This is a genomic window from Thalassospira sp. A3_1 (assembly GCF_017744215.1).
Lineage (GTDB): Bacteria > Pseudomonadota > Alphaproteobacteria > Rhodospirillales > Thalassospiraceae > Thalassospira > Thalassospira lucentensis_A.
In genome coordinates this window covers 866,053-888,905 of the sequence record NZ_JAGHQQ010000001.1, presented here as the reverse complement: position 1 = coordinate 888,905, position 22,853 = coordinate 866,053, and the positions used below count along the sequence as shown (strand labels likewise).

Sequence of the window (22,853 nt, the reverse complement as noted above, 5' to 3'; positions counted from 1 at the left end):
TACGTACATATTATATTTAATAACAGACTTATCAAGGGTGAGCTTTACATGCTTTTGGGAAATGCGAAAATTGTCGCGATCGATAAAGCGCCGGGCAAAGATCAACTGTCATATTGCATGATTGATAATGGTGCCGTCGCGATCGAGGGCGAGAAAATCGTCTGGGTCGGCGATGCCGACGCGATCCCCGAAGACTATAAAGACAGCAAAAAATTCCCTTATCGTGACCTTGGCGGGCGGTTGGTCACACCGGCCCTGATTGATTGCCATACCCATGTCGTGCATGGCGGCAACCGTGCCGTTGAATTCGAAATGCGCCTGCAAGGCGCAAGTTACGAGGAAATCGCCTGTGCAGGCGGTGGTATCGTTTCAACCGTAAGCGCAACGCGCGCCGCCAGCGTCGAAGAATTGCTGGCAAGTGCCCTGCCGCGGGTTGATGCGCTGCTGGCCGAGGGTGTAGCCGTGATCGAGGTCAAATCTGGTTACGGCTTGGACCGCGAGACGGAACTGAACATGCTGCGCGCAGCTCGCGCGATTGAAAAACATCGTTCGGTCCGGATCAAAACCACCTTCCTTGGTGCCCATGCCACCCCGGCGGAATTCAAGGGTGAACCGGATCGTTATATAGACGAGGTCTGCATCCCGACTTTGCGCGCCGCCCATGCCGAAGGGCTGGTCGATGCGGTTGACGGTTTCTGCGAAGGCATCGCGTTCGATACCGCACAGATTACCCGCGTGTTCGATGTCGCCCGCGCGCTTGGAATCCCGGTCAAACTGCATGCCGAGCAGCTTTCAAATATCGGCGGCACCAAACTGGCCGCGAGCTATGGCGCGTTGTCGGTCGATCACGTCGAATATGCCAACGAAGAAGACGCGATGGCGATGGCCAAAGCCGGGTCGGTCGCGGTCCTGTTGCCCGGCGCGTTTTATACCCTGCATGAAAAACAGTTGCCGCCCGTCGCCGCCTTTCGAAAGCATGGTGTGCCGATGGCGGTCGCCACCGATTGCAATCCGGGCACATCGCCGCTGATGTCGATCCTGCTCACGATGAATATGTCCTGCACATTATTCCGCCTGACCCCCGAAGAAGCCTTGGTCGGCGCAACCGCCCATGCTTCCCGCGCGCTGGGTCTGTCCGATACCGGGCAGGTCAGGGCAGGGATGCGTGCCGATCTGGCGATCTGGAATGTGTCGCACCCGGCAGAGCTTTCATACCGCATCGGGTTCAACCCGCTGTTCGAACGTATTTTTGGTGGGGTTCCGGTCACGCGCTAGGCGCCCTGAACTCTGCCCACGTGCCCCGAAACCTGTATTCGACAAGGATGCAAAATGACCGTCACCCTGATCCCTGCTTCAGTGAAACTGGCCGATCTTGAACATATCTGGCGCAGTCAGGCTGCCGTGAAGCTGGACCCGTCGGCCAAGGCTGGGGTCGAGGCCGCCCATGCGATGGTACGTGCCGCTGCCGAAGGCAGTGATGCGGTTTACGGGGTCAATACCGGTTTTGGCAAACTGGCATCGGTCAAGATTGCGGCCAAGGATACCGAAACCCTGCAACGCAACCTGATCCTCAGCCATTGCTGCGGTGTCGGGGATGCGCTTGATATTCCGACCACGCGTCTGATGATGGCGTTGAAATTGCTGTCGCTCGGGCGCGGTGCATCGGGTGTGCGCTGGGACATTATCGACCTAATCGAGGGGATGCTGGAATATGGCGTAACCCCGGTTGTCCCGTCACAAGGATCGGTTGGGGCATCGGGCGATCTGGCACCACTTGCCCACATGACGGCCGTCATGATCGGGGCGGGCGAAGCGGTCTATCGCGGTGAAACCATGGCCGGTGCGGATGCCCTGAAAGAGGCAGGTCTGACGCCGGTGGTCCTTGGCCCGAAAGAGGGTCTTGCCCTGATTAACGGCACACAGTTTTCAACCGCATGTGCATTGGTCGGGCTGTTTTCAGCCTGGCGCAACGCCGCAAGTTCGATTGTGACCGCCTCGCTTTCGACCGATGCGATCATGGGATCGACCGCCCCGCTGGTGGACGAAATCCATACGCTGCGCGGTCATCCGGGGCAGATCAATGTCGCGCGGTCGATGCGCGACCTGATGGACGGATCGGAAATCCGCGAAAGCCATCGCGAAGGCGATACCCGCGTTCAGGACCCGTATTGCATCCGCTGCCAGCCGCAGGTGACCGGGGCCGCGATGGATTTGCTGCGCTTTGCCGGGCAGACACTGGAGATCGAGGCCAATGCGGTCACCGATAATCCGCTGGTTCTGAAAGAAGATGGCCGGATTGTTTCGGGCGGCAATTTCCATGCCGAACCGGTGGCCTTTGCTGCCGATCAGATCGCGCTTGCCGTTGCCGAAATCGGGGCGATTGCCCAGCGCCGCGTGGCATTGATGGTTGATCCGACACTTTCACATGACCTGCCGCCGTTCCTGACCCCCGATCCGGGTTTGAATTCCGGTCTGATGATTGCCGAGGTCACGACGGCAGCGCTGATGAGCGAGAACAAGCATCTTGCCAATCCGTGTTCGACCGACAGCACCCCCACAAGTGCTAATCAGGAAGACCATGTATCGATGGCCGCCCACGGCGCGCGCCGACTGGCACGGATGAATGCCAACCTTTCCTACATTCTGGGGGTTGAGCTGATCTGTGCGGCACAGGGCGTTGAATTCCGCCGTCCGCTGAAAACCAGTGCCGGTTTGCAGGACGTTCTGGCGATGGTCCGCAAAGACATTCCAAGCGTCGAACAGGACCGCTACATGGCCCCGGATCTGGAGAAGGCCGCGGAACTGGTAACCGATGGCAGCCTTGTTTCGGCCGCGAAACTTTCGGGTTTTGTCGTGGGGGGGAACGCATGACCAAGAGCAATCCGGTTGAAGTCAGGCACGGCGATGGCCCCATCGTTCTGGGATTGCCCCATACGGGAACCTATGTTCCAGACGACATTGCCGCAAAACTGAATGATCGCGGGCGCGAACTTGCCGATACGGATTGGCATATCCATACCCTTTATGACGGGCTTCTGGATAATGTCACGACGGTTCGGGCAACGTTCCACCGTTACGTGATCGATGCCAATCGTGACCCGGCAGGGGTCAGTCTGTATCCCGGTCAGAACACCACGACCTTGGTGCCGTTAACCGATTTTGATGGTGAAAATATCTGGGATCAGGCCCCTGACGACGATGATATCGCGTTTCGGGCGCATCATTTTCACAGGCCCTATCATCAGGCATTGGCAGGCGAACTTGATCGGGTGCGTGAAAAGCACGGGGTTGCGATCCTCTATGATTGCCATTCGATCCGGTCACACATCCCGTTCCTGTTTGACGGGAAGCTTCCCGATTTCAATATTGGCACCAATCTGGGCACGACCTGCGATCCGGTGATCGAGGCGGCAACGCGTGATATCTGTGCCGCGGCGAAGGATTACACCAGCATCCTCAATGGCCGTTTCAAAGGCGGCTGGACCACGCGCCATTACGGTCGCCCCGATATCAACCAGCACGCCATCCAGATGGAACTGGCGCAATCAACCTATCTTCAGGCCGAGGCAGCACCCTGGGCCTATGACGAAAGCCGTGCCGCAAAACTGCGCACGCATCTGACTTCCATTCTTGAAAAATTGGCCGAACTGGCCCCGACGTTAAGAGGCAAATCATGAGCAAAAATCCGCGGCATAACCAGCGCGACGTCTATCCGGCAACCGGCACGGAAATCACCGCGAAAAGCTGGCTGACAGAAGCACCGATGCGCATGTTGATGAATAACCTGCATCCCGATGTGGCCGAAAACCCGCATGAATTGGTGGTTTATGGCGGCATTGGCCGTGCGGCGCGTACCTGGAAGGATTTCGACCAGATCGTTGCCAGCCTGAAGGAACTGGAAGATGACCAGACTCTTTTGGTGCAGTCGGGCAAGCCGGTGGGCGTGTTTCGCACCCACAAGGACGCGCCGCGTGTCTTGATTGCCAATTCCAACCTTGTACCGCATTGGGCCAATTGGGATCATTTCAACGAACTCGATAAAAAAGGTCTGGCGATGTATGGCCAGATGACGGCGGGGTCGTGGATTTATATCGGATCACAAGGCATCGTTCAGGGCACCTATGAAACCTTTGTCGAGGCCGGGCGTCAGCACTATGGCGGCAGCCTTAAGGGCAAATGGATCCTGACGGGTGGTCTTGGCGGGATGGGCGGCGCACAGCCATTGGCCGCCGTGATGGCCGGTGCATGCTGTCTGGCCGTGGAATGCGATGAAACCCGCGCCGATTTCCGCCTTCGTACCCGTTATGTCGATGAAAAAACCCATTCGCTGGACGAAGCACTGGCGATGATTGATCGCTGGACCAAGGCGGGCGAGGCAAAATCGGTTGCCCTAATCGGTAATGCTGCCGATGTGTTCCCTGAACTGGTCAAACGTGGCGTTCGCCCGGATATCGTGACCGATCAGACATCGGCCCATGACCCGGTTCATGGTTACCTGCCAAAGGGTTGGTCTGTGGCCGAATGGCGCGAAAAGCAGGAATCTGATCCGAAAGCCGTGGCAAAGGCGGCGCGTGCATCCATGCGCGTTCAGGTCGAGGCGATGGTTGCCTTCCATGATGCGGGTATCCCGACCGTCGATTACGGCAACAACATTCGTCAGATGGCACTCGAAGAAGGGTTCGAGAACGCCTTTGCTTTTCCGGGATTTGTTCCGGCCTATATCCGGCCGCTGTTTTGCAAGGGGATTGGTCCGTTCCGCTGGGCGGCGTTGTCGGGCGATCCCGAGGATATCTACAAGACCGATCAGAAGGTCAAGGAACTGATTCCGGATGACAAGCATCTGCATAACTGGCTGGATATGGCGCGTGAACGCATTTCGTTCCAGGGGTTGCCCGCGCGTATTTGCTGGGTCGGTCTGGGGCAGCGTCACCGTCTCGGGCTTGCCTTTAACGAGATGGTCAAAAACGGTGAACTGAAAGCCCCGGTGGTGATCGGTCGCGACCATCTGGACAGTGGTTCGGTTGCAAGCCCGAACCGTGAAACCGAGGCCATGAAAGATGGTTCGGATGCGGTCAGTGACTGGCCGTTGCTTAATGCGCTGCTGAATACGGCATCGGGGGCCACATGGGTCTCGCTGCACCATGGTGGCGGTGTCGGAATGGGCTTTTCGCAGCATTCCGGCATGGTAATTTGTTGTGACGGTACGGAAGATGCCGCACGTAGGGTCGAACGTGTCCTTTGGAATGATCCGGCAACCGGTGTGATGCGTCATGCCGATGCGGGATATGACATCGCACTGGATTGTGCACGAGAACACGGGCTTAATCTTCCCGGGATTCTTGGCAAGTAATCTGACGAAATACGGGCCGGGGGCAGATGCCCCCGACCAATCAGGGTTCTTCATCAAGGAGGCTATATAAAATGAAAAGACGTGAATTTCTGACCGCCGGTGTTGCCGGTGCCGGGGCTGCTGCTGTCGCAGCGACCTTTGCCACCCCGGCCATTGCACAGGACAAGCGACAGTGGAACATGGTGACCGCATGGCCCAAAAACCTGCCTGGGCCAGGCGTTGCCGCACAGAAACTGGCTGATCGCATCACGACCCTTTCGGGTGGCCGGATCGAGGTCAAGTTGCATGCCGCCGGTGAACTGGTGCCGGGCAACGGCGTGTTTGATGCGGTTGCCGAAGGGACTGCGGACATTTATCACGCGGTTCCGGCTTATTGGGGATCGAAATCCAAGGGCATTCTTCTGTTCGGGTCGCAGCCGTTCGGCCTGCGCGCGGATGAGCAGGTTGGCTGGCTGACCCATGGTGGCGGTCAGGAACTTTATGACGAGATTTATGGCCAGTTTGGACTGAAACCGTTCCTTTGCGGGAACTCCGGCCCGCAGTGGGCCGGCTGGTTCCGCAATGAAATCAAATCGGCCGAAGACCTTAAGGGGCTTAAATTCCGTACCACCGGCCTTGCATCGGAAATGTGTGCAAAGCTTGGCATGGCGGTTCAGGCCATGGGCGGGCGTGATATGTTCCAGGCATTGCAGTCTGGTGCGCTTGACGCGGGCGAGTTCATCGGTCCGTGGTCCGATAGTGCGCTTGGCTTCTATCAGGTTGCCAAGAATTACTATTGGCCCGGTGTGGGCGAGCCGTCCTCGGCCGAGGAATGCGCGGTAAATGCCAAGGCATATGCTGACCTTCCCGACGATCTTAAGGCCGTGGTCAAATTTGCCTGCGACAGCCTTTATAACGAGGTCTGGACCGAGTACGAGACCAAGCATGCGATGGCGCTGAAACAGCTTGTTGCCGAGCAGGAAGTCCAGGTGCGTATGTTGCCCGATGATGTGATCGAGGCAATGGGCAAGGCAGCAGCCGAAGTCATTGGCGAGCTTCGCGAAAGTGACGATGCACTGACACGCAAAACGACTGAGAGCTTTGTTGCGTATCGCGATCTTATTGGCGGGTACATGACCTATGCCGATAATGGTCAGATGAATGCGCGCGCCAAGGTCCTTGGCTTCTGATAGAACTGAAGACCGGCGCGGGTTTGCTCGCGCCGGTTTTGTCGTTTCGCGGGGGATTTCATGCAACGCCTTGCTGATGCACTGGATCAGGTGAACCAGTGGACCGGAATGACCGTGCGGTGGTTCGCACTTCTGATGGTTCTTTTGCAGTTTACCGTGGTTTTGCTGCGCTATGTGTTCGGGTTCAGTTCGATCGCGTTAAATGAAAGCGTGCTTTACCTGCATTCCGGGCTTTTCATGCTGGGTGCGGGTTATACGCTTCTGGTTGATCGTCATGTACGGGTCGATATTTTCTATGCCGCAGCGCATGAAACGACCAAGGCCAGGATTGATGCCTTTGGCTATGTCGTGCTGGCGATCCCGTCGATGGTGACGTTGCTGTATTGGTCATGGCCGTCGGTGGTTAATTCCGTTTCGATGCTGGAAGGGGCGATTTCGGTAGGGGGTATTCCTGCCGTCTGGTTGCTTAAATCCCTGATTCCGGCCTTTTGTATTCTTTTGATTATTCAGTCGGTTGCCTGTCTTCTGCGGCAAATTATCATTCTGCGGGGGCGTGCAGCCTGATGGAATATCTTGATCTATTGATGTTCGCGGCCCTGATGGGCTGCATTTTGCTGGGCTTTCCAGTGTCGTTTTCCATTGCCGGCGTTGCGGTGATTTTTGCCTTTATCGGCTGGGCGACGGACGCGATGAATATTGCGTTGATGGGCGCCCTTGGCCAGCGGGTGTTTGGCGTTCTGACCAATGACGTGCTGATTGCCATTCCGTTATTCGTTCTGATGGGCGTGGTTCTTGAAAGATCACGCATCGCCGAAGATCTGTTGCATACCATGGGCCGGTTGTTTGGCCAGTTGCGCGGCGGGCTTGGCATTTCGGTCGTTCTGGTGGGCGCGTTGCTGGCGGCATCGACGGGGATTGTTGGTGCAACCGTGATTGCCATGGGCATGATCGCGCTGCCGACCATGTTGCGCACGGGCTATAACCCGAAAATGGCATCGGGGCTTGTATGCACGGCGGGGACATTGGGGCAGATCATTCCGCCGTCTACACTGCTGATCATTCTGTCGGATGTGATGTCATCAGCCTATCAGCAGGCGCAGTATGAACAGGGTAAGTTCACCATCGAAACCATTTCGGTCGGGCAGATTTTTGCAGGCGCCCTGATCCCTGGTCTGACGCTGGTGGTGATTTATATCGCCTATATCCTGCTGCGCGGTTTTTTCCGGCCAAATGATATGCCGCCAGTCAAAAGTGACGATGGTCGCCCGGATGTGGGCGAGGTGATCCGGGCGATCCTGCCGCCGGTTTTGCTGATTATTGCGGTTCTGGGTGCGATCCTTGGTGGAATCGCGACCCCGACGGAGGCCGCATCGGTCGGCGCGATTGGGGCGATCCTGATGGCGGGTATCCGGCAGGGTGCCAGTCGCAATCTGGTGCTGGCGGGAACTGCGGCCCTTCTTGTCCTTGCTGTCATGGCCGGGATTGCACCGGTCCGGTTTCAGCGCAACGATCTGGACGGGCTGGATTACGTTTTTGGTGCGGGTTATGTCGTGCTGGCGATCATCGGTGTTGCGGCTATTGCCGCCTGCTTGAAGCAGGCATGGAAGGCGGATGTTCTGAAATCCGCCCTGACATCGACGATGACGGTGACGGCAATGATCTTTGCCACCATCCTGACCGCCAGCATGTTTTCGCTGGTATTTATCGGGTTGGGCGGCGAAGACCATGTCGCGGAAATCCTTGAATCCATGCCCGGTGGCCCGATGGGGGCGTTGTTCTTCTGCATGGCGGTGATTTTCGTTCTGGGCTTCTTCCTTGATTTCGTGGAAATCACGGTGATCCTGCTGCCATTGATCGCACCTGGGCTGATCATGATGGGGCATGATCCGGTGTGGCTGGCGATCCTGATTGCGATCAATCTGCAGACGTCGTTCTTAACGCCGCCATTCGGCTTCTCGCTGTTTTACCTGCGCAGTGCCGCACCACCTGAAATCACCACCGGACAGATTTATGCTGGTGTGGTGCCGTTTATCGCACTTCAGGTGTTTGGCATCTTCGTGATCTGGCTATGGCCGTCTTTAGCCAAATGGTTGCCAAGCGTGGTTTTCTGATGCCTTTGAATAAAAAACGCCCCGGAAAACCGGGGCGTTTTTGTTGATCAGGCGGGGGACCTTGATCGGTTATGCAGCGCGACGATGTTTGCCTTCGCTGACTTCCTCGACAATCTTGGAAACAAAGGCATCAAGATCGTTAGGATTGCGTGACGTGATAATCGCCTGATCGCAGACCACGGGTTCATCGCGCCAAACCGCACCGGCATTTAGCAAGTCGGTTTTGATCGAACTGTATGAAGTTGCGGCGCGCCCGCGCAGGGCACCGGCTTCGACCAGAAGCCATGGGCCGTGGCAAATTGCAGCAACCGGTTTGCCGGACGCGACGAATTCGCGGACCAGACTGACGGATGCCTCGTCATTGCGCAGAAGATCGGGATTGATCTGGCCGCCGGGGATAACCAGTGCGTCGTAATCGTTGATATCGACATCTTTGACTTCGATATCGACATCGACCGTGTCGCCCCAATCCTTTTTATCCCAGCTTTTGATCGGAGATGATTTGGGAGATGCGATTTTGACATCAGCCCCGTGGGTCGACAGTTTGTCGCGCGGAACACGCAATTCCGAACGTTCATAGCCATCGGTCGCGAGAATAAGAATCTTTGCGGTATCGATCGCAGGCATAACGTCTCTCCTTTCATTGATGTCGAGCGCTACACCTCACCAACGGCTATGATTTCAAAACGTTCCAAATTTTCCTGTGGCAATTTTGTGCCGATGTCAGAGCCAACTGGAAACTGCGGCTCTTATTGACATCGAAGGGCTGCAAACTAGCTCTGAAGAGAGATTTGCACCGAAATTGAAGAAGTCGGAGACGCGATATGGCAAGGGTTTTCATCATTGGTGTCACGGGTGGCATCGGTCATCGTCTGGCGCCGATTTTACTGGCAAACGGGCATCAGGTTACAGGGCTGCATCGTAAAACCGAACAGGCCGATAACCTCAGGAATGCAGGGATTATACCGGTTGCTGGTGACCTGATGGAACTGACTGCCGAAACGCTTGCCCCTTTGATCCGGGGGCATGACATTGTTGTTTTTTCATCCGGGGCGGCGGGCAGCGGCCTTGACCGGACCACGCGAATTGATGGCGACGGGCCGGGGCATGTGTTGGCGGCGATGAAGCAGGAAGGCATTTCGCGGCTTTATCTTGTTTCCGCCTTCCCCGAAGCCGGACGCGGCAAAGACCCCAATCCGCGGTTTGAACATTACATGACCGAGAAAAAGCGCGCCGATGCGGATGTTGCGGCATCCGATGCTGATTGGGTGATCCTGCGACCGGGGACATTGTTGCATGAAGATCAGGACGGGCGTGTGAACGCCGGATTTGCGATTCCTTACGGCACGGTCAAGCGTGGCAATGTTGCGCAGTTTCTGGCCAAATTGATTGAAACCCCGGAAATCCGACGGGAGATTATCGAACTGACCGATGGTGGAACGGAGATTTCCGATGCGGTAAATCGGATCGTCCGGAAATAGGTTGGCTGCGTCTTTATGCTTCCGGGTTTTCGGTTGTTCTGCTGTGGCGGCTTCAGCTAGGGTCGGCAAACCGTCAATTTCAAACACCGGAATATCATGCATATCGACCTTGCCAGCTTTGTCCCACAGTCTGATCGTGACCTGGAAAATCACCTACGTATCAGTGACTTTATCGCAGGTGAACCCAAGGCATTTGAAAATGATCCGGTAACGTCACATGTCACGGGATCGGCCTTTGTCGTGAATGAAAAGCGCAGTCATGTGGTGCTGACCCATCACCGGAAGCTTAAACGCTGGCTTCAGCTTGGCGGGCATTGTGACGGAGTGCGTGATGTGTTGTTTGTTGCCCAGCGCGAGGCTTATGAGGAAAGCGGGCTTTCGTGGATACGGCCCCTGTCATCTGCGATTTTTGATATCGACATTCACGAAATTCCAGAAAATGCCAAGGGACCAGCGCATTTGCATTATGATATGCGGTTCCTGTTTGAAGCCGACATGCGCGATCCTCTGAAGATCACCGATGAATCCGATGATCTGACATGGGTGGCGCTTGACCGGTTAGAGGATTACACCGACGAGCATTCGGTTCTGGTGATGCGCGACAAGCTTCGGGGTTTTGCCCAAGGTTAACGGAGCGGACAATTACAGCCGCGACATTGCCGGATCATCCTTGTTGGTGCGCGCATCATTGCGGTCAAGCTGATAGCTTTCATGAACCTTTGCCATGCCGGCAATGCGGCCTTCGGCCACTTGGGCGTGCAGCATATCGATATCCCGACGACGAAATTCATCTGCAATCTGATCAATGACATCGTGTTCGGTTTCAAGCATTGAAAGCCCGTGGCGTGCCATGGAAACACCTGCATCAAAGGTTTCGCGATAAAGCTGTTCGACGCCAAGCCCGATTTCCATAAGATCGAGTGCATGGTTGCGGTCGTAAACACGCACCAGCAATTTCGGTTTGGGAAAGAGTTCGCTGATATATTTGGCGGCCTGTCTGGTCGCCTCACGATCATTGATACACAGGCAGATCAAATCGGCATTCGCGGCTCCGGCGGTGGCAAGAACATCGCTTCGCCGGACATCGCCGAAATAGACCTTGTTGCCATAAAGGCTGGCCATCTGGATGCGTTTCGGATCATTGTCGATCGCGGTGGCGTTGATGCCACGGGCTGCCATGACACGTGAAATGATTTGTCCGAAACGGCCAAAGCCGACAATGATCACGGATTGCAGTTCGGCCATTTCGATGCCGTCCACATCCGGCTGGTCATCCTTGCGCAGTTTGGCAGACAGTTTTTCGGCAATCGCACCGACAAGCGGGGTGGCAGCCATCGAAAGGGTGACGATGGCGGTCAGAAGGTTGGCGCGTGTGGCACTGATGACGGCAAGCGATGCCGCCATGCTAAACAGGACAAAGGCAAATTCACCCCCCTGCGGGATGGTGATCGCGGCCCGCCAGGCGGTCGCGTGACATTTGCGAAAAATCCGGCACAGGCCATAAACCACGATCCCCTTGATTGCCATCAGCCCGGCAACCGATGCCAGAACAATTCCGATATTATCGACGACCAACGGCCAGTTGACCGACATGCCGACCGCGATGAAAAACAGACCCAGCAGGATGCCACGGAAGGGCTCGATATCGGTTTCAAGCTGATGTCGATATTCGGAATCTGCCAGCATCACACCAACCAGAAACGCGCCAAGTGCCATCGACAGACCGACTGCTTGCATCAGAAGGGCCGCGCCGATCACCAGCAGCAGTGCGGCAGACGTGAAGATTTCCTGTGCCCGGGTCAGGGCGATGATACGGAAAAACGGATTAAGCAGATATTTGCCCGCCCCGATAACCAGTGCAATCGCACCGATGGTCTTGGCAATATAGATCCAGTCGGTTCCGGCTTCGCCGCCGTCGCTTGTCGGACTGAGCCACGCGACAAGGGCGATCAGTGGCACAATGGCAAGGTCCTGAAACAGCAGGATCGAAAAGGCGGTATTGCCATGGTCGCTATTGAGTGTGCCTTTTTCTTCAAGGATTTGAAGGGCAAAGGCGGTTGAGGAAAGCGACAGGGCAAGGGAGGCAATCACGGCCTGCTGCCACGGCCAGTCAAAAGCAATCAGCACGGCATAAAGAAGAGCGGCAGTGACGGCAACCTGCATCAGACCCAGTCCGAAAATCTCGCCTTTCATCGCCCACAGGCGTTGGGGACGTAATTCAAGACCAATAATAAACAGCAAAAGAACAACGCCAAACTCGGCGAAGTGCAGGACTTCTTCCGGTTCTGCAATCAGGGCAAGGCCAAATGGTCCGATCAATGCCCCTGCGGACAGATACCCCAGCACGGAACCCAGACGCAGTTTTTTAAAGATAGGCACTGCGATCACGGCTGCACCAAGGAAAAGGACCGCCGTGTGCAGGAACCCGCCTTCAATTACTGCCATTTTGTCGTTGTCCTCGTGCTTGATGTGGTTTTTTGCCAATTATATCGGGTGGCTTGTCCCCGGATTTTCAGTTTAGCGGGCGCGTAAACATCGCGCATCTAAAACCTCGTGCCGAAAGAGAGTGACATCATTTAACAGAATGGTTGACTCAGCGTGGGGTCGAATTTACATTCAACCGTATGGTTGAATTAAATGCACAGCAGATGAATGCGGTTTTTCACGCGCTTGGTGACCCGACGCGTCGGCAGATGCTTTCTGATCTGTCGGAAGGGGAGAGGACTGTCAGTCAGCTTGCGGAACCATTTGCCATTTCACTAGCCGCGGCATCGAAGCATATCAAGGTGCTGGAAAGTGCCGGATTGATCCGGCGCGAAATCAGATGGCGCACTCATTATTGCCACCTTGATCCTGCCCCGCTGGCGAGTGCCTATGAATGGCTTGGCTTCTATGCGCGGTTCTGGAACGAGCGGCTTGATGTTCTGGAAAATCTGTTGCGCAGGGATGACGCTAAGAACAGCCCCAACTCCAGGACGGGAGACACCCAATGACCAATATTGGAAAGATAGACGATTTCGGCACATTGATTGAGCCCGCGACGCTTAAAATCCAGCGACTTTTGCCCGGCCCGATCGAAAGGGTCTGGTCCTATCTGACCGAAGATGAGTTTCTCAGCAAATGGCTGGCATCGGCCGGGATGGAATTGAAAGTCGGCGCACCGTTCGAATTTGTCTGGCGCAACGATACCCTGACCAACCCGCCGGGAAACAAACCGGCCGGGTTTGGCGGCGAACACCGGATGCAAAGCAAGATTACCGCGCTTGAACCGCTACGCAGGCTTGCCTTTACCTGGGATGGCAGCGGGGATGTGTCGTTCGAGCTGGAACCAAGCGGCGATCAGGTGTTGCTGACAATCATCCATCGCCGCCTTGCCGATCGGTCGAACCTGCTCAGTGTCAGTGCCGGATGGCATGCGCATATCGATATTCTGACCGGTCGGATTTCAGGCATTGAGCCCGAGCCGTTCTGGAATAATTGGGCGCGGCTGAAGGATGCCTATGGTCGCAAAATACCTGCGTAATTGTGATCAGCAGTAATCAGGATGTTTGAATATTGAGTGGGGGAGGGGATTGCCGTCCCCTGCTATCGTTCTAAACGTAGAGATTATCGGGGAATGCAATCGGTCACGTGTTCATGACTGATAAAGTGGCAGAGAGGAGGGGATTCGAACCCCTGAGGGGCTTACACCCCAACACGCTTTCCAGGCGTGCGCCTTAAACCACTCGGCCACCTCTCCACATGCGATCTTGTATATATCGCGAAAGCGGGCGGACATTAGCCGACCCGATCCCGGTTGACAAGGCAAAATCCCGTACTTTTTGATGTTTGTTCAGGTCGCTATCCAAGCGGCGAACAAGTGCCCTTGTTACAATAACTTGACGGATAAAGTTGTAGCAATTTGTCCAATATTTACTTCTTGTTGATCAATCGCCTCTAAGGTTTCAGGCTATGGTTCCAGATGTACCGGGACGATAGGGTGATTCGCGGAAACCTTCACGCTGGCGGGGCAAAGCCGGTAGCGTGGCCGCGATCATAACGAAAACGAAAAGTTCTGACCGGGAATTCGGAGACGGCTATGTGGCTTTTCAGGGCGTTGGGATGGATATTGCTGTTTGCCAGTCTTGCTGTGCTGGTCGGTGATGGCATTACCGCGCTTCAGACAGGAACGTTCCGCTTTGTGGCGGCAGGCGAGCTCTGGTATCGGTTGGATGCCGGAAGCCTGAACCTGTTGCAGTCCGTGATCCAGCGTTATATCTCGGCTTGGATTTGGGACAATGCGTTTGTTCCGGCTCTTCTTGCCCCGGCCTTCATCATTTTGCTGGTGCCGGGTATCCTGCTGTTGCTGATGACCCGCAAACGCAGGCGTCAGAAGTTTTTCTAAGACTTTTTCATCTTTGTCTTTTGTCGGGCTTTTCCTTGTCGGATCGGTTTGCGCGCGGCACACTGTCTGTGATCGGGCAGGATCACGATATGGAAAACAGCCATGAAGGCATGGATATGCAAGGCATTTGGCGACGCGCCGATGCTGATCGATTGCGATGAACCGTTCGCACAATCCCGTGACGTCATCATTGATATCGCAGCGTGTGGCGTCAATTTTGCCGATACGCTGATCCTTGAAGGCAAATACCAGAAGCGCCCCCAGGGTCCGTTTGCGCCAGGGTTTGAAATTGCCGGGACAGTTTCGGCGGTTGGTCCGAATGTGCGGGGCCTTAAAATCGGGGATCGGGTTATGGCAATGCCCGACTGGGGCGGGTATGGGGAAAAGATCGCGGTGGATGCAGGATCTGTAACTATCCTGCCCGATAATGTCGAATTTGATTCGGCGGCTGCATTTCAGATTGCTTATGGAACATCATGGTTTGGATTGAAATATCGCGCCAACTTGCAGCGCGGGGAAGTCGTTCTTGTCCACGGGGCAGCAGGGGGTGTTGGCCTTACGGCGGTGGAGTGCGCCAGACTTTTGGGTGCCACCGTCATCGCGACCGCGGGTGGGGAGCCAAAATGCGCCATCGCCAAAGCGCATGGCGCGGATCATGTGATTGACTACAAATCCGAAAGCATTCGCGACCGGGTAAAGGAAATCTGTGCCGGGATCGGGCGAACGGGGGCGGATGTGGTTTATGACCCGGTCGGTGGCGACGTGTTTGATCAGAGCCTGCGTTGTGTTGCGCCCGGCGCACGTATCCTTCTGATCGGATTTGCCAGCGGATCGGTGCCGCAAATTCCGGCCAACATCCTTCTGGTCAAGAATGTCGCCGCACTTGGCTTTTATTTCGGGGCCTATCTGGAACAGAACCCGGATATCGCAAAGGCAGGCATGGCCGAGCTTCTGGATCTGCTGTCATCGGGGAAGATATCGCCAATGGTGCCGGCGGTTTATTCGCTTTCCGACGCGATGGAGGCACTTGACGCGATCCGGAACCGGACTGCGACGGGGAAGCTTGTGATCCGCTGCGGCGAATGAGTTCGTCGCCTGACGATTATTCTATTAATCAAATCCTTGAAATTTTATAGGATGTTGCCGTCCCTGATATCGTTCCGTCCTGCGGGCTCCCTGTCGGGCTTGCTAAAGCACCTGTTGATCCATTGGAATGCCGCTGATGTCCGAAACCCGGAAAAAGCCAGACGAGCCAAAAGCGTCCGATAAAACGCGGGCACAATATGAAACATTCCCCTACCCGGCCCGTGATCCGAAGGATGAAGACCAGCGCCTCGTCGTGGGATCACCAGGAAACTGGGACGAAGTGGTTCATTTCGTGTTTGGTGGCCACGATCCGTCGGCGAATGACAAAAAGATAAAGATACTTGTCGCAGGCGGTGGTACCGGGGACGCGCTGGTGATGCTGGCGCAGCAGGCGCGTGATCGCAAGGCCAAGGTCGAGATTGTCTATATCGACCTTTCGGAAAGCTCGCGCGAGATCGCCGAGGCACGGATCAAACGCCGCAACCTTGAAAAGAACGTCAAATTTGTTACCGGATCGTTTGTTGATCTGGCCGGAAAATATGGTCCGTTTGACTATATTGATTGCTGTGGTGTGCTTCATCATCTGCCCGACCCGGATGCCGGGTTAAAGGCTTTGGCTGATGCGCTCAAACCCAAAGGCGGTATGGGTTTGATGGTTTACGGCGAACTTGGCCGGATCGGCGTTTATCATATGCAGGAGATGATGGATCGCCTTTCGGCGGAAGCTGGTGGGCGCAAAAGGCTTAATCTTGGCAAGGCACTGTTTGACTCATTGCCCGGTACAAACTGGCTGAAGCGTAACCCGTTTGTAAATGATCACATCCAGGGGGGAGACTCCGGGTTTTATGATCTGCTTTTGCATCAGCAGGATCGAGCATATCGCGTTGACGAGGTTTTTGATTTTGTCGAGAAAGCCGGTTTGCGGCTTCAGCAATTCATCGAACCGATGCGCTATGACCCGACGACCTATTGTTCGCGCCACGACGTTCTGGACAAGGCCGTACATGTGCCGTTCCGCAAGCGCGCCGCATTGGCCGAATTGATGGCAGGCAACATTACCAAGCATCTGTTTTATGTGGTGAAATCGGAAAACAAGGTCAAACCGCCCGTACCTGATCGCAATGCGGTGCCATTCTTTGTACGTATAGACGGGGCTGCCTTGGCGCGGTCTGTTGCCAAAACCGGCCATATCAAGATCAATTTTACCGGATTATCTGTAACGCGCAGCCTGCCCCCGGCGAGCCCCGGCATTCTGACGCGCATCAATGGCAAACGCACGGTCGGCCAGATTTACGAGATGTTTGACCCGAGACCCGACAAATATGAGTTTGATGCCCAGTTCGCGGTGATGTATTCGGTGCTGAATGCAGCAAACCTGATGTACCTGCATCCAGAGAGGTAATCCGGTTCGGGGTTATCCGGGTAACAAAAATGCCGACCATCGGGGGATGGTCGGCAATCAGGAACACAAAACCGTCAATAACGGGTACGAATCTCGGTCTTGCGTGTCGGGAGACTGAAGACGCTTGTCAGCGCTTCAATAACCTGCAGGGGGAATGAAAGCGGCCCCTGCAAGCGGAAAAGTCGGGGAGACATAATAAATACTCTCGTTTTGGCGCCTTTAAGCGGAATGCTCAGGCTTTCCAGAATGGCTTGGCGGCTTCGATACGTGCTTCATATACGTCCCAGCCAATGTCGCGCAGCAGATGGCTATCCATCGTCGCAAGCTTCTGGCGGAGAACATAACGTTTTGCCCACTGACGCGGCAATTCCATAACATTTACGCTGTTGTGGTGACGGCGGGTGGTGACAAAAGCACCGGCGTCTTTGGTGATCGCGACCATGATCTCATTCCTTCAATCTATCGGCCTGCTCTCGGTTTGTATGCGGCCTGAATGTGTCTCGTTCTGTTAAACCCAGAGTTACGCTTAAAAACACTTGCGCTCAAACCATCTTTTGTCATCATTGCATGAGTTTTAATCATGTAAGTTGGTTGCCGTGAAACGCCGCCCATTACCGCTAAACGCGCTTCGTGCCTTTGAAGTTGCCGGCCGTCTTGAAAGTTTCACCAAAGCTTCACATGAGCTTAATGTGACGCAAGGGGCGGTCAGCCGACAGGTGCAGCATCTTGAGGATGTGTTGGGGCGGCAATTGTTTGAACGTCATCACCGGCGCCTCAAGCTGACGCGACCGGGACGTAACTTGCTGTCGTCGTTAACTGCGGCATTTGATTCGATCGAGCTGGCCGTGTCGCGGATCGAAAACCGGCCGGATGACACGCAGCTTAAGGTCCTGTCGCCTCTGACATTCGCGATGCGCTGGATCGTGCCGCGCCTTGGACGGTTTCAGATGGAACATCCCGACCTGCAAGTGCAGTTGGGAACATATAGCGACGATGCCGCCCCGGTAGATTTTAACGAAACCGATATTGCCATCCGTTTTGCCGATACGCCCGGTGATCAACTGGTACACGAATTTTTGACCGGTGAACGGCTTTTGCCGGTGTGCCACCCCAATCTTGCGAAAGAACTGAAAACCCCAGAAGACCTTGGTCGCGTTACCCTGCTGCATTGTTCGGCTCAGCGAGAAGATTGGCGCATATGGCTGAAGGGTACGGGGATAGAGGGGGTTGATCCCGACCGGGGGCCGGTTTTTGCGACCCTTGATATGGCGATGGAAGCTGCGGCCAGCGGATTTGGCGCGGTGATTTCAGACCCGGCGATGATTGGGGAATATGTGGTAACCAATCGTTTGACCGTGCCGTTCGATTTGCCGGTAGATAGCCCGTATGCCTATTCACTGTGTTATCCCGAGGGACGTCTGGAGCGGCGCAAGGTGCGGGCGTTTCGCGACTGGTTGATGACCGAAATCAGGATGGAGACGGACAAGCGCAAGCTTTTGCAAAAAGAATCAGGGGCAGAATGACAGTTTCAAGATGATGCCTTGAAATTGAACCATTTTATTCCTCATTATGAATATGTCGTTTGGATCAAGATGCGTTGCGGACGTAACGTCGGCGTATCCGGTCCCCGTTATTCTTGGCGGGAATTGTCCGGAACGTTTCGAACAGTGCGTCCGTAATTGTGTCAGATGATCCAATGATGCGTATTGGCCCTGCCGGGGTTCGGGCTTCGAGCCGGGCACATTTCAGGAATAAATATGACGCGGCAAGCAGGCGAGACGTGCATCGCACGGAAAACGGGGAGCCCGGGAAAAATTTCCCGCTATTTCGGGGGCGCATTTGGGGCGCTGATATTCGCAGCATCGTTGACGGTTTCGACGGCAGCGATGGCACAGAATGGCGATAAACCCGATATTACAGCCGCTCCGACCGTGCGGGTCGATGAGGAGCAGCTTAAACCCCTGACCACCGTTTCACACGGCATATCGCTTTATGGTGATTTGAAATATGGGCCTGATTTCCGGCATTTCGATTACGTCAATCCGGATGCCCCCAAGGGTGGGACGCTTGTGCAGGGCTCTATCGTCGCGTTTGACACATTAAACCCCTATACCCTTAAAGGCACGGCTGCCAGCGGGCTTGGCCTGATCTATGACAGCCTTATGGTATCTAGCGCGGACGAGCCTTCGTCGCTTTACGGGTTGATTGCACGCAGCATTGAATATCCCGCGGATCGGTCATTTGCCATTTTCCACCTTGATCCGCGCGCGCGGTTTCAGGATGGTACGGACATCACCGCCGAAGATGTCGTGTTTTCGTTCAATATCCTGATTGAAAAGGGCAGCCCGGTTTATCGGCAATATTACGCCCAGGTCGCAAAGGTCGAGGCGATTGACGATTTGACAGTCCGGTTTGATTTCAAACCGGGCAACAACCGTGAAATGCCGATGATCGTGGCCGAGCTTGCCATTATGCCCAAGCATTACTGGGAAGGGCGGGACTTTTCCAAAACCACCTTTGATATCCCGGTAGGTAGCGGCGCCTATAAAATCCGTGATTTTGAATCCGGTCGCCGGATTACCTATGAACGGGTCAAGGATTACTGGGCAGAGGATTTGCCGGTTAATCGCGGCAGCAACAATTACAATACGTTGCGGTTTGACACCTATCTTGATCCCGATGTGCAACGTCAGGCGTTCTTTGCCGGGGAATATATGATCCGCAGCGAACATTCTTCGCGCGAATGGAGCACGGCATACAACACGCCCGCAGTCCAGAATGGCCAGATCAAGAAGGAATTCCTGCCCGATAATCTGCCAAATGGCATGCAGGCCTATGTGTTTAACACGCGCAAACCGCAATTTGCCGATATCCGCGTACGGGAAGCCCTGCAATATGCGTTTGACTTCGAATGGCTGAACCGTGCGATGTTCTATGGCGCGTATAAACGCAATGTCAGCTATTTCGCCAATTCCGAACTGGCGGCGACCGGTGTGCCGCAGGGCGAAGAGCTTGATATCCTGAAAGGATTCAGAAGTCAGCTTCCGCCGGAGCTGTTTACCCAGCCACCACAATTGCCGAACTTTGATGCACCGAATGGCCGACGCGAGGCATTGCGCCATTCGATGCAGCTTTTGCAGGATGCGGGCTGGGAATTGCGCAATATGCAGCTGGTCAACAGCAAGACCGGTGAACCGTTCCGGTTTGAGCTGATTATCCGTCAGCCGGGGCTCGAGAAGATCGCGCTGGTTCTGAAGGCGCGCCTGCGCCAGCTTGGCGTAACCATGGATATTCGCCTGATCGATACCGGGCAGTGGGTCAATCGCATTCAGGCCTATGATTTCGATATGACGACTTTCTGGTGGACACAAAGCCTTTCACCGGGGAACGAACAGCGGATTTTCTGGTCATCCGAAGCCGCCGACCAACCCGGCAGTCGCAATTTTGCGGGTATCAAAAGCCCGGTTATTGATGAACTGATCGATCTGGTTGTGGATGCCGACAGCCGCGAAAGCCTTGTGCAGCGTGTGCGTGCACTTGATCGCGTGTTGCAGTGGGGATTTTATGTGATCCCGCAATATTATCTTGGCGGGGACCGGATGGCCTATTGGGATGTGTTCGGAAGACCTGATGTGGTGCCACTTAAGGGATCATCCGTCATGACATGGTGGATTGATCCCGAAAAGTCGCGACAGCTCCGGAAAGGGGGGTATTAGGCCATGCTGAATTATATCCTGCGTCGCCTTCTGCTGATTCCGGTTACACTGTTTGGCATCATGGTGCTGAACTTTGCCATTGTGCAATTCGCACCGGGTGGACCAGTCGAACAAATGATTGCCCAGTTGCAGGGCACCGATGTTGCCGCAACTGCCCGCATCAGCAATCAGGGTGCGGATAGTGGAGGTGGCGGTGGTGCCGGCGGCGGGAACAATTTTTCCTCCACCTCGACCTATCGAGGGGCACAGGGACTGGATCCTGAAATCATCACCCAGCTTGAACAGCAGTTCGGGTTCGATAAACCGGCTTATGAACGTTTCTGGATGATGATGAAAAATTATCTGACGTTCGATTTCGGCCAAAGCTATTTTCAGGATCGCGATGTGGTCGATATCGTGATCGACAAGATGCCGGTCTCGATATCGCTTGGCCTTTGGTCGACATTGATCATCTATATCATTTCCGTGCCGCTTGGCGTTGCCAAGGCCGTGCGGGACGGGTCGAATTTTGATGTCTGGTCATCGGCGGCGATCATTGTCGGTTATGCCATTCCGGGCTTTCTTTTTGCCGTGATGCTGATCGTGGTGTTTGCCGGTGGAACCTATTTCGATCTGTTCCCGTTAAGGGGGCTGACATCATCGAATTTTGATGAATTGTCGCTTTTGGGCAAGGTTGCGGACTATTTCTGGCACCTCGCATTGCCGATTACAGCATTGACCATTGGCGGATTCACCACACTTACGATGCTGACCAAGAACTCGTTCCTTGATGAAATCAACAAACAATACGTTGTCACCGCACGGGCCAAGGGGGTGACGGAAAAGCGGGTTCTTTACGGGCATGTGTTCCGCAATGCGATGTTGCTGGTCATTGCCGGTTTCCCGAGTGCATTGATCGGGTTGTTGTTTACCGGTTCGGTCCTGATCGAGGTGATTTTCTCGCTCGACGGGCTTGGGTTGCTTGGTTTTGAAGCCGTGATGAAGCGTGATTACCCGGTGATGTTTGCGACACTTTATCTGTTTACGTTGTTTGGTCTTGTGTTGAACCTGATCAGTGACCTCAGCTATCACTTCGTTGATCCGCGGATCGACTTTGAAGCGCGGGAGAATTGATCATGGGTAACATCATTCTTTCGCCGCTGAATAAACGCCGCATGGCAAATTTCCGGGCCAACAGGCGTGGCTATTGGTCGTTGGTTGTTTTTGCGATCCTGTTTGTGATCTGTCTGGCAGCCGAACTGGTGGCCAACGACAAACCGATATTTGTCAAATATGACGACAACTGGTACGTCCCGATCCTGTCAGATCATCCTGAAACTGCCTATGGCGGGGATTTTGACGTCGAAACGGATTTCTACGATCCCTATATCCTTGGCAAGATCGAAGAACATGGTTTTGCCATCTGGCCACCAATCCCGTTTTCCTACAACACCATTGATTTCGAAATGCGCGAGGCACAGCCGGCCCCGCCATCATTCCGTCATTGGTTGGGAACAGATGACCTTGGGCGTGACGTGCTGGCGCGTCTGATTTACGGGTTCCGGATATCGATCCTGTTTGGTCTTGCTCTGACCGCGATTAGTTCGGTGATCGGGATAGCGGCTGGTGCGGTGCAGGGTTATTTCGGCGGCTGGGTCGATCTTGGTTTCCAGCGTGTGATCGAAATCTGGGCCGGATTGCCGCAGTTGTTCATCCTGATCATTCTGGCCAGCCTGTTTGCGCCGGGTTTCTGGACGCTTTTGTTCATTCTTGTGCTGTTTAGCTGGATGAGTTTGACGGGTCTTGTGCGTGCAGAATTCCTGCGGGCACGTAATTTTGAATATGTTCGGGCCGCGCGTGCATTGGGCATGACCGACTATCGCATCATGTATCGTCATGTGCTGCCAAACGCGATGGTGGCGACGATTACATTCCTGCCTTTCGTGTTGAACGGTTCGATCGTGGCGCTGACATCGCTTGACTTCCTGGGGCTTGGAATGCCGCCCGGCTCGCCGTCGCTTGGTGAATTGCTTGCGCAGGGGAAAAATAACCTTCAGGCACCGTGGCTTGGCATGACGGCGTTCTTTGCGATTGCCCTCATGCTGAGCCTTCTGATCTTTATCGGCGAGGCGGTGCGTGATGCCTTTGATCCGCGCAAGACATTTTAAAGGAAAC

21 protein-coding genes and 1 tRNA gene are annotated in these 22,853 nt (G+C 54.9%); 18 read left to right on the top strand and 4 right to left on the bottom strand.

Annotation, left to right across the window (positions count from 1 at the left end; genetic code table 11):
• The first annotated feature begins 48 nt into the window (after window positions 1-48).
• The 7 genes from hutI to J7395_RS03930 all read left to right on the top strand — a co-directional run bounded on the left by hutI (window position 49) and on the right by J7395_RS03930 (window position 8,630).
• A complete protein-coding gene (gene hutI, locus J7395_RS03960; RefSeq protein WP_209220594.1) occupies window positions 49-1,275 on the top strand; it encodes an imidazolonepropionase in 1,227 nt (408 codons plus the stop codon).
• Window positions 1,276-1,329: 54 nt separating this feature from the next.
• On the top strand, window positions 1,330-2,871 hold the full coding sequence (gene hutH / locus J7395_RS03955) for a histidine ammonia-lyase (protein ID WP_209220593.1): 1,542 nt from the start codon (window positions 1,330-1,332) through the stop codon (window positions 2,869-2,871).
• Entirely contained in the window at window positions 2,868-3,677 is an 810-nt protein-coding gene (hutG, locus tag J7395_RS03950) for an N-formylglutamate deformylase (RefSeq protein WP_209220592.1), read from the top strand. The genes hutH and hutG overlap by 4 nt, the downstream gene beginning before the upstream one ends.
• Window positions 3,674-5,350, top strand: coding sequence for a urocanate hydratase (gene hutU, locus J7395_RS03945; RefSeq protein ID WP_209220591.1), 1,677 nt, complete (start codon window positions 3,674-3,676; stop codon window positions 5,348-5,350). Before hutG ends, hutU begins: the two co-directional genes overlap by 4 nt.
• A 71-nt stretch (window positions 5,351-5,421) precedes the next feature.
• Window positions 5,422-6,519, top strand: coding sequence for a TRAP transporter substrate-binding protein (locus tag J7395_RS03940; protein WP_062950993.1), 1,098 nt, complete (start codon window positions 5,422-5,424; stop codon window positions 6,517-6,519).
• A 60-nt stretch (window positions 6,520-6,579) separates the two neighbouring features.
• Complete coding sequence (locus J7395_RS03935) at window positions 6,580-7,083, top strand: TRAP transporter small permease subunit (protein ID WP_209220590.1); 504 nt, start codon at window positions 6,580-6,582, stop codon at window positions 7,081-7,083.
• Window positions 7,083-8,630, top strand: coding sequence for a TRAP transporter large permease subunit (locus J7395_RS03930; RefSeq protein ID WP_114109406.1), 1,548 nt, complete (start codon window positions 7,083-7,085; stop codon window positions 8,628-8,630). The genes J7395_RS03935 and J7395_RS03930 overlap by 1 nt, the downstream gene beginning before the upstream one ends.
• Before the next feature lie 69 nt (window positions 8,631-8,699).
• Here the strand turns inward: J7395_RS03930 and J7395_RS03925 are convergent, their stop codons facing one another.
• Window positions 8,700-9,257 carry a type 1 glutamine amidotransferase domain-containing protein gene (locus J7395_RS03925; protein WP_062950997.1) on the bottom strand — a complete coding sequence of 186 codons (558 nt, stop codon included), beginning with the start codon at window positions 9,255-9,257 and terminating at the stop codon, window positions 8,700-8,702.
• A 197-nt stretch (window positions 9,258-9,454) separates the two neighbouring features.
• Between J7395_RS03925 and J7395_RS03920 the strand changes: the two genes are divergently transcribed.
• Both J7395_RS03920 and J7395_RS03915 read left to right on the top strand, forming a co-directional pair.
• Window positions 9,455-10,111, top strand: a complete 657-nt coding sequence (locus J7395_RS03920) for an NAD(P)H-binding protein (protein ID WP_209220589.1) — start codon at window positions 9,455-9,457, stop codon at window positions 10,109-10,111.
• A gap of 96 nt (window positions 10,112-10,207) precedes the next feature.
• Complete coding sequence (locus J7395_RS03915; protein WP_209220588.1) at window positions 10,208-10,741, top strand: NUDIX hydrolase; 534 nt, start codon at window positions 10,208-10,210, stop codon at window positions 10,739-10,741.
• Between the two features lie 12 nt (window positions 10,742-10,753).
• On the opposite strand, the gene J7395_RS03910 is transcribed toward J7395_RS03915, so the two are convergent.
• The gene (locus J7395_RS03910) at window positions 10,754-12,556 is read right to left on the bottom strand and encodes a monovalent cation:proton antiporter-2 (CPA2) family protein (protein ID WP_209220587.1); all 1,803 of its coding nucleotides are present in this window, start codon (window positions 12,554-12,556) and stop codon (window positions 10,754-10,756) included.
• A 179-nt stretch (window positions 12,557-12,735) separates the two neighbouring features.
• Between J7395_RS03910 and J7395_RS03905 the strand changes: the two genes are divergently transcribed.
• Window positions 12,736-13,104: a metalloregulator ArsR/SmtB family transcription factor gene (locus J7395_RS03905; protein ID WP_247741949.1), complete on the top strand. Its 369-nt coding sequence runs from the start codon at window positions 12,736-12,738 to the stop codon at window positions 13,102-13,104.
• Window positions 13,101-13,634, top strand: coding sequence for an SRPBCC family protein (locus J7395_RS03900; protein ID WP_209220586.1), 534 nt, complete (start codon window positions 13,101-13,103; stop codon window positions 13,632-13,634). The genes J7395_RS03905 and J7395_RS03900 overlap by 4 nt, the downstream gene beginning before the upstream one ends.
• Window positions 13,635-13,760: 126 nt before the next feature.
• On the opposite strand, the gene J7395_RS03895 is transcribed toward J7395_RS03900, so the two are convergent.
• Window positions 13,761-13,850, bottom strand: a tRNA-Ser gene (locus J7395_RS03895).
• Window positions 13,851-14,189: 339 nt separating this feature from the next.
• On the opposite strand from J7395_RS03895, the gene J7395_RS03890 reads away from it, so the two are divergent.
• The 3 genes from J7395_RS03890 to J7395_RS03880 all read left to right on the top strand — a co-directional run bounded on the left by J7395_RS03890 (window position 14,190) and on the right by J7395_RS03880 (window position 16,983).
• The gene (locus J7395_RS03890) at window positions 14,190-14,495 is read left to right on the top strand and encodes a hypothetical protein (RefSeq protein WP_062951010.1); all 306 of its coding nucleotides are present in this window, start codon (window positions 14,190-14,192) and stop codon (window positions 14,493-14,495) included.
• Window positions 14,496-14,597: 102 nt separating this feature from the next.
• Window positions 14,598-15,581: an NADPH:quinone oxidoreductase family protein gene (locus J7395_RS03885; protein WP_209220585.1), complete on the top strand. Its 984-nt coding sequence runs from the start codon at window positions 14,598-14,600 to the stop codon at window positions 15,579-15,581.
• A 136-nt stretch (window positions 15,582-15,717) separates the two neighbouring features.
• On the top strand, window positions 15,718-16,983 hold the full coding sequence (locus J7395_RS03880; protein WP_209220584.1) for a class I SAM-dependent methyltransferase: 1,266 nt from the start codon (window positions 15,718-15,720) through the stop codon (window positions 16,981-16,983).
• A 232-nt stretch (window positions 16,984-17,215) separates the two neighbouring features.
• Here the strand turns inward: J7395_RS03880 and J7395_RS03875 are convergent, their stop codons facing one another.
• The gene (locus J7395_RS03875) at window positions 17,216-17,425 is read right to left on the bottom strand and encodes a DUF1127 domain-containing protein (protein WP_062951014.1); all 210 of its coding nucleotides are present in this window, start codon (window positions 17,423-17,425) and stop codon (window positions 17,216-17,218) included.
• 154 nt (window positions 17,426-17,579) lie between these two features.
• Between J7395_RS03875 and J7395_RS03870 the strand changes: the two genes are divergently transcribed.
• The 4 genes from J7395_RS03870 to J7395_RS03855 all read left to right on the top strand — a co-directional run bounded on the left by J7395_RS03870 (window position 17,580) and on the right by J7395_RS03855 (window position 22,846).
• Window positions 17,580-18,506, top strand: a complete 927-nt coding sequence (locus J7395_RS03870) for a LysR substrate-binding domain-containing protein (RefSeq protein WP_062960571.1) — start codon at window positions 17,580-17,582, stop codon at window positions 18,504-18,506.
• A 234-nt stretch (window positions 18,507-18,740) separates the two neighbouring features.
• A complete protein-coding gene (locus J7395_RS03865; protein ID WP_209220583.1) occupies window positions 18,741-20,699 on the top strand; it encodes an extracellular solute-binding protein in 1,959 nt (652 codons plus the stop codon).
• A 3-nt stretch (window positions 20,700-20,702) separates the two neighbouring features.
• The gene (locus J7395_RS03860) at window positions 20,703-21,812 is read left to right on the top strand and encodes a microcin C ABC transporter permease YejB (RefSeq protein WP_209220582.1); all 1,110 of its coding nucleotides are present in this window, start codon (window positions 20,703-20,705) and stop codon (window positions 21,810-21,812) included.
• Window positions 21,813-21,814: 2 nt separating this feature from the next.
• The gene (locus J7395_RS03855; protein ID WP_062960574.1) at window positions 21,815-22,846 is read left to right on the top strand and encodes an ABC transporter permease; all 1,032 of its coding nucleotides are present in this window, start codon (window positions 21,815-21,817) and stop codon (window positions 22,844-22,846) included.
• Window positions 22,847-22,853 lie beyond the last annotated feature (7 nt).

Excerpts from the sequence above, each read along its gene's own strand:
- J7395_RS03880 (WP_209220584.1), top strand. The coding sequence starts at position 15,718 with ATGTCCGAAACCCGGAAAAAGCCAGACGAGCCAAAAGCGTCCGATAAA.
- hutU (WP_209220591.1), top strand. The coding sequence starts at position 3,674 with ATGAGCAAAAATCCGCGGCATAACCAGCGCGACGTCTATCCGGCAACC.
- J7395_RS03935 (WP_209220590.1), top strand. The coding sequence starts at position 6,580 with ATGCAACGCCTTGCTGATGCACTGGATCAGGTGAACCAGTGGACCGGA.
- J7395_RS03925 (WP_062950997.1), bottom strand. The coding sequence starts at position 9,257 with ATGCCTGCGATCGATACCGCAAAGATTCTTATTCTCGCGACCGATGGC.
- J7395_RS03930 (WP_114109406.1), top strand. The coding sequence starts at position 7,083 with ATGGAATATCTTGATCTATTGATGTTCGCGGCCCTGATGGGCTGCATT.
- J7395_RS03860 (WP_209220582.1), top strand. The coding sequence starts at position 20,703 with ATGCTGAATTATATCCTGCGTCGCCTTCTGCTGATTCCGGTTACACTG.
- hutH (WP_209220593.1), top strand. The coding sequence starts at position 1,330 with ATGACCGTCACCCTGATCCCTGCTTCAGTGAAACTGGCCGATCTTGAA.
- hutG (WP_209220592.1), top strand. The coding sequence starts at position 2,868 with ATGACCAAGAGCAATCCGGTTGAAGTCAGGCACGGCGATGGCCCCATC.
- hutI (WP_209220594.1), top strand. The coding sequence starts at position 49 with ATGCTTTTGGGAAATGCGAAAATTGTCGCGATCGATAAAGCGCCGGGC.
- J7395_RS03900 (WP_209220586.1), top strand. The coding sequence starts at position 13,101 with ATGACCAATATTGGAAAGATAGACGATTTCGGCACATTGATTGAGCCC.
- J7395_RS03910 (WP_209220587.1), bottom strand. The coding sequence starts at position 12,556 with ATGGCAGTAATTGAAGGCGGGTTCCTGCACACGGCGGTCCTTTTCCTT.
- J7395_RS03940 (WP_062950993.1), top strand. The coding sequence starts at position 5,422 with ATGAAAAGACGTGAATTTCTGACCGCCGGTGTTGCCGGTGCCGGGGCT.
- J7395_RS03915 (WP_209220588.1), top strand. The coding sequence starts at position 10,208 with ATGCATATCGACCTTGCCAGCTTTGTCCCACAGTCTGATCGTGACCTG.
- J7395_RS03875 (WP_062951014.1), bottom strand. The coding sequence starts at position 17,425 with ATGGTCGCGATCACCAAAGACGCCGGTGCTTTTGTCACCACCCGCCGT.
- J7395_RS03885 (WP_209220585.1), top strand. The coding sequence starts at position 14,598 with ATGAAGGCATGGATATGCAAGGCATTTGGCGACGCGCCGATGCTGATC.
- J7395_RS03905 (WP_247741949.1), top strand. The coding sequence starts at position 12,736 with ATGGTTGAATTAAATGCACAGCAGATGAATGCGGTTTTTCACGCGCTT.
- J7395_RS03855 (WP_062960574.1), top strand. The coding sequence starts at position 21,815 with ATGGGTAACATCATTCTTTCGCCGCTGAATAAACGCCGCATGGCAAAT.
- J7395_RS03920 (WP_209220589.1), top strand. The coding sequence starts at position 9,455 with ATGGCAAGGGTTTTCATCATTGGTGTCACGGGTGGCATCGGTCATCGT.
- J7395_RS03890 (WP_062951010.1), top strand. The coding sequence starts at position 14,190 with ATGTGGCTTTTCAGGGCGTTGGGATGGATATTGCTGTTTGCCAGTCTT.
- J7395_RS03865 (WP_209220583.1), top strand. The coding sequence starts at position 18,741 with ATGACGCGGCAAGCAGGCGAGACGTGCATCGCACGGAAAACGGGGAGC.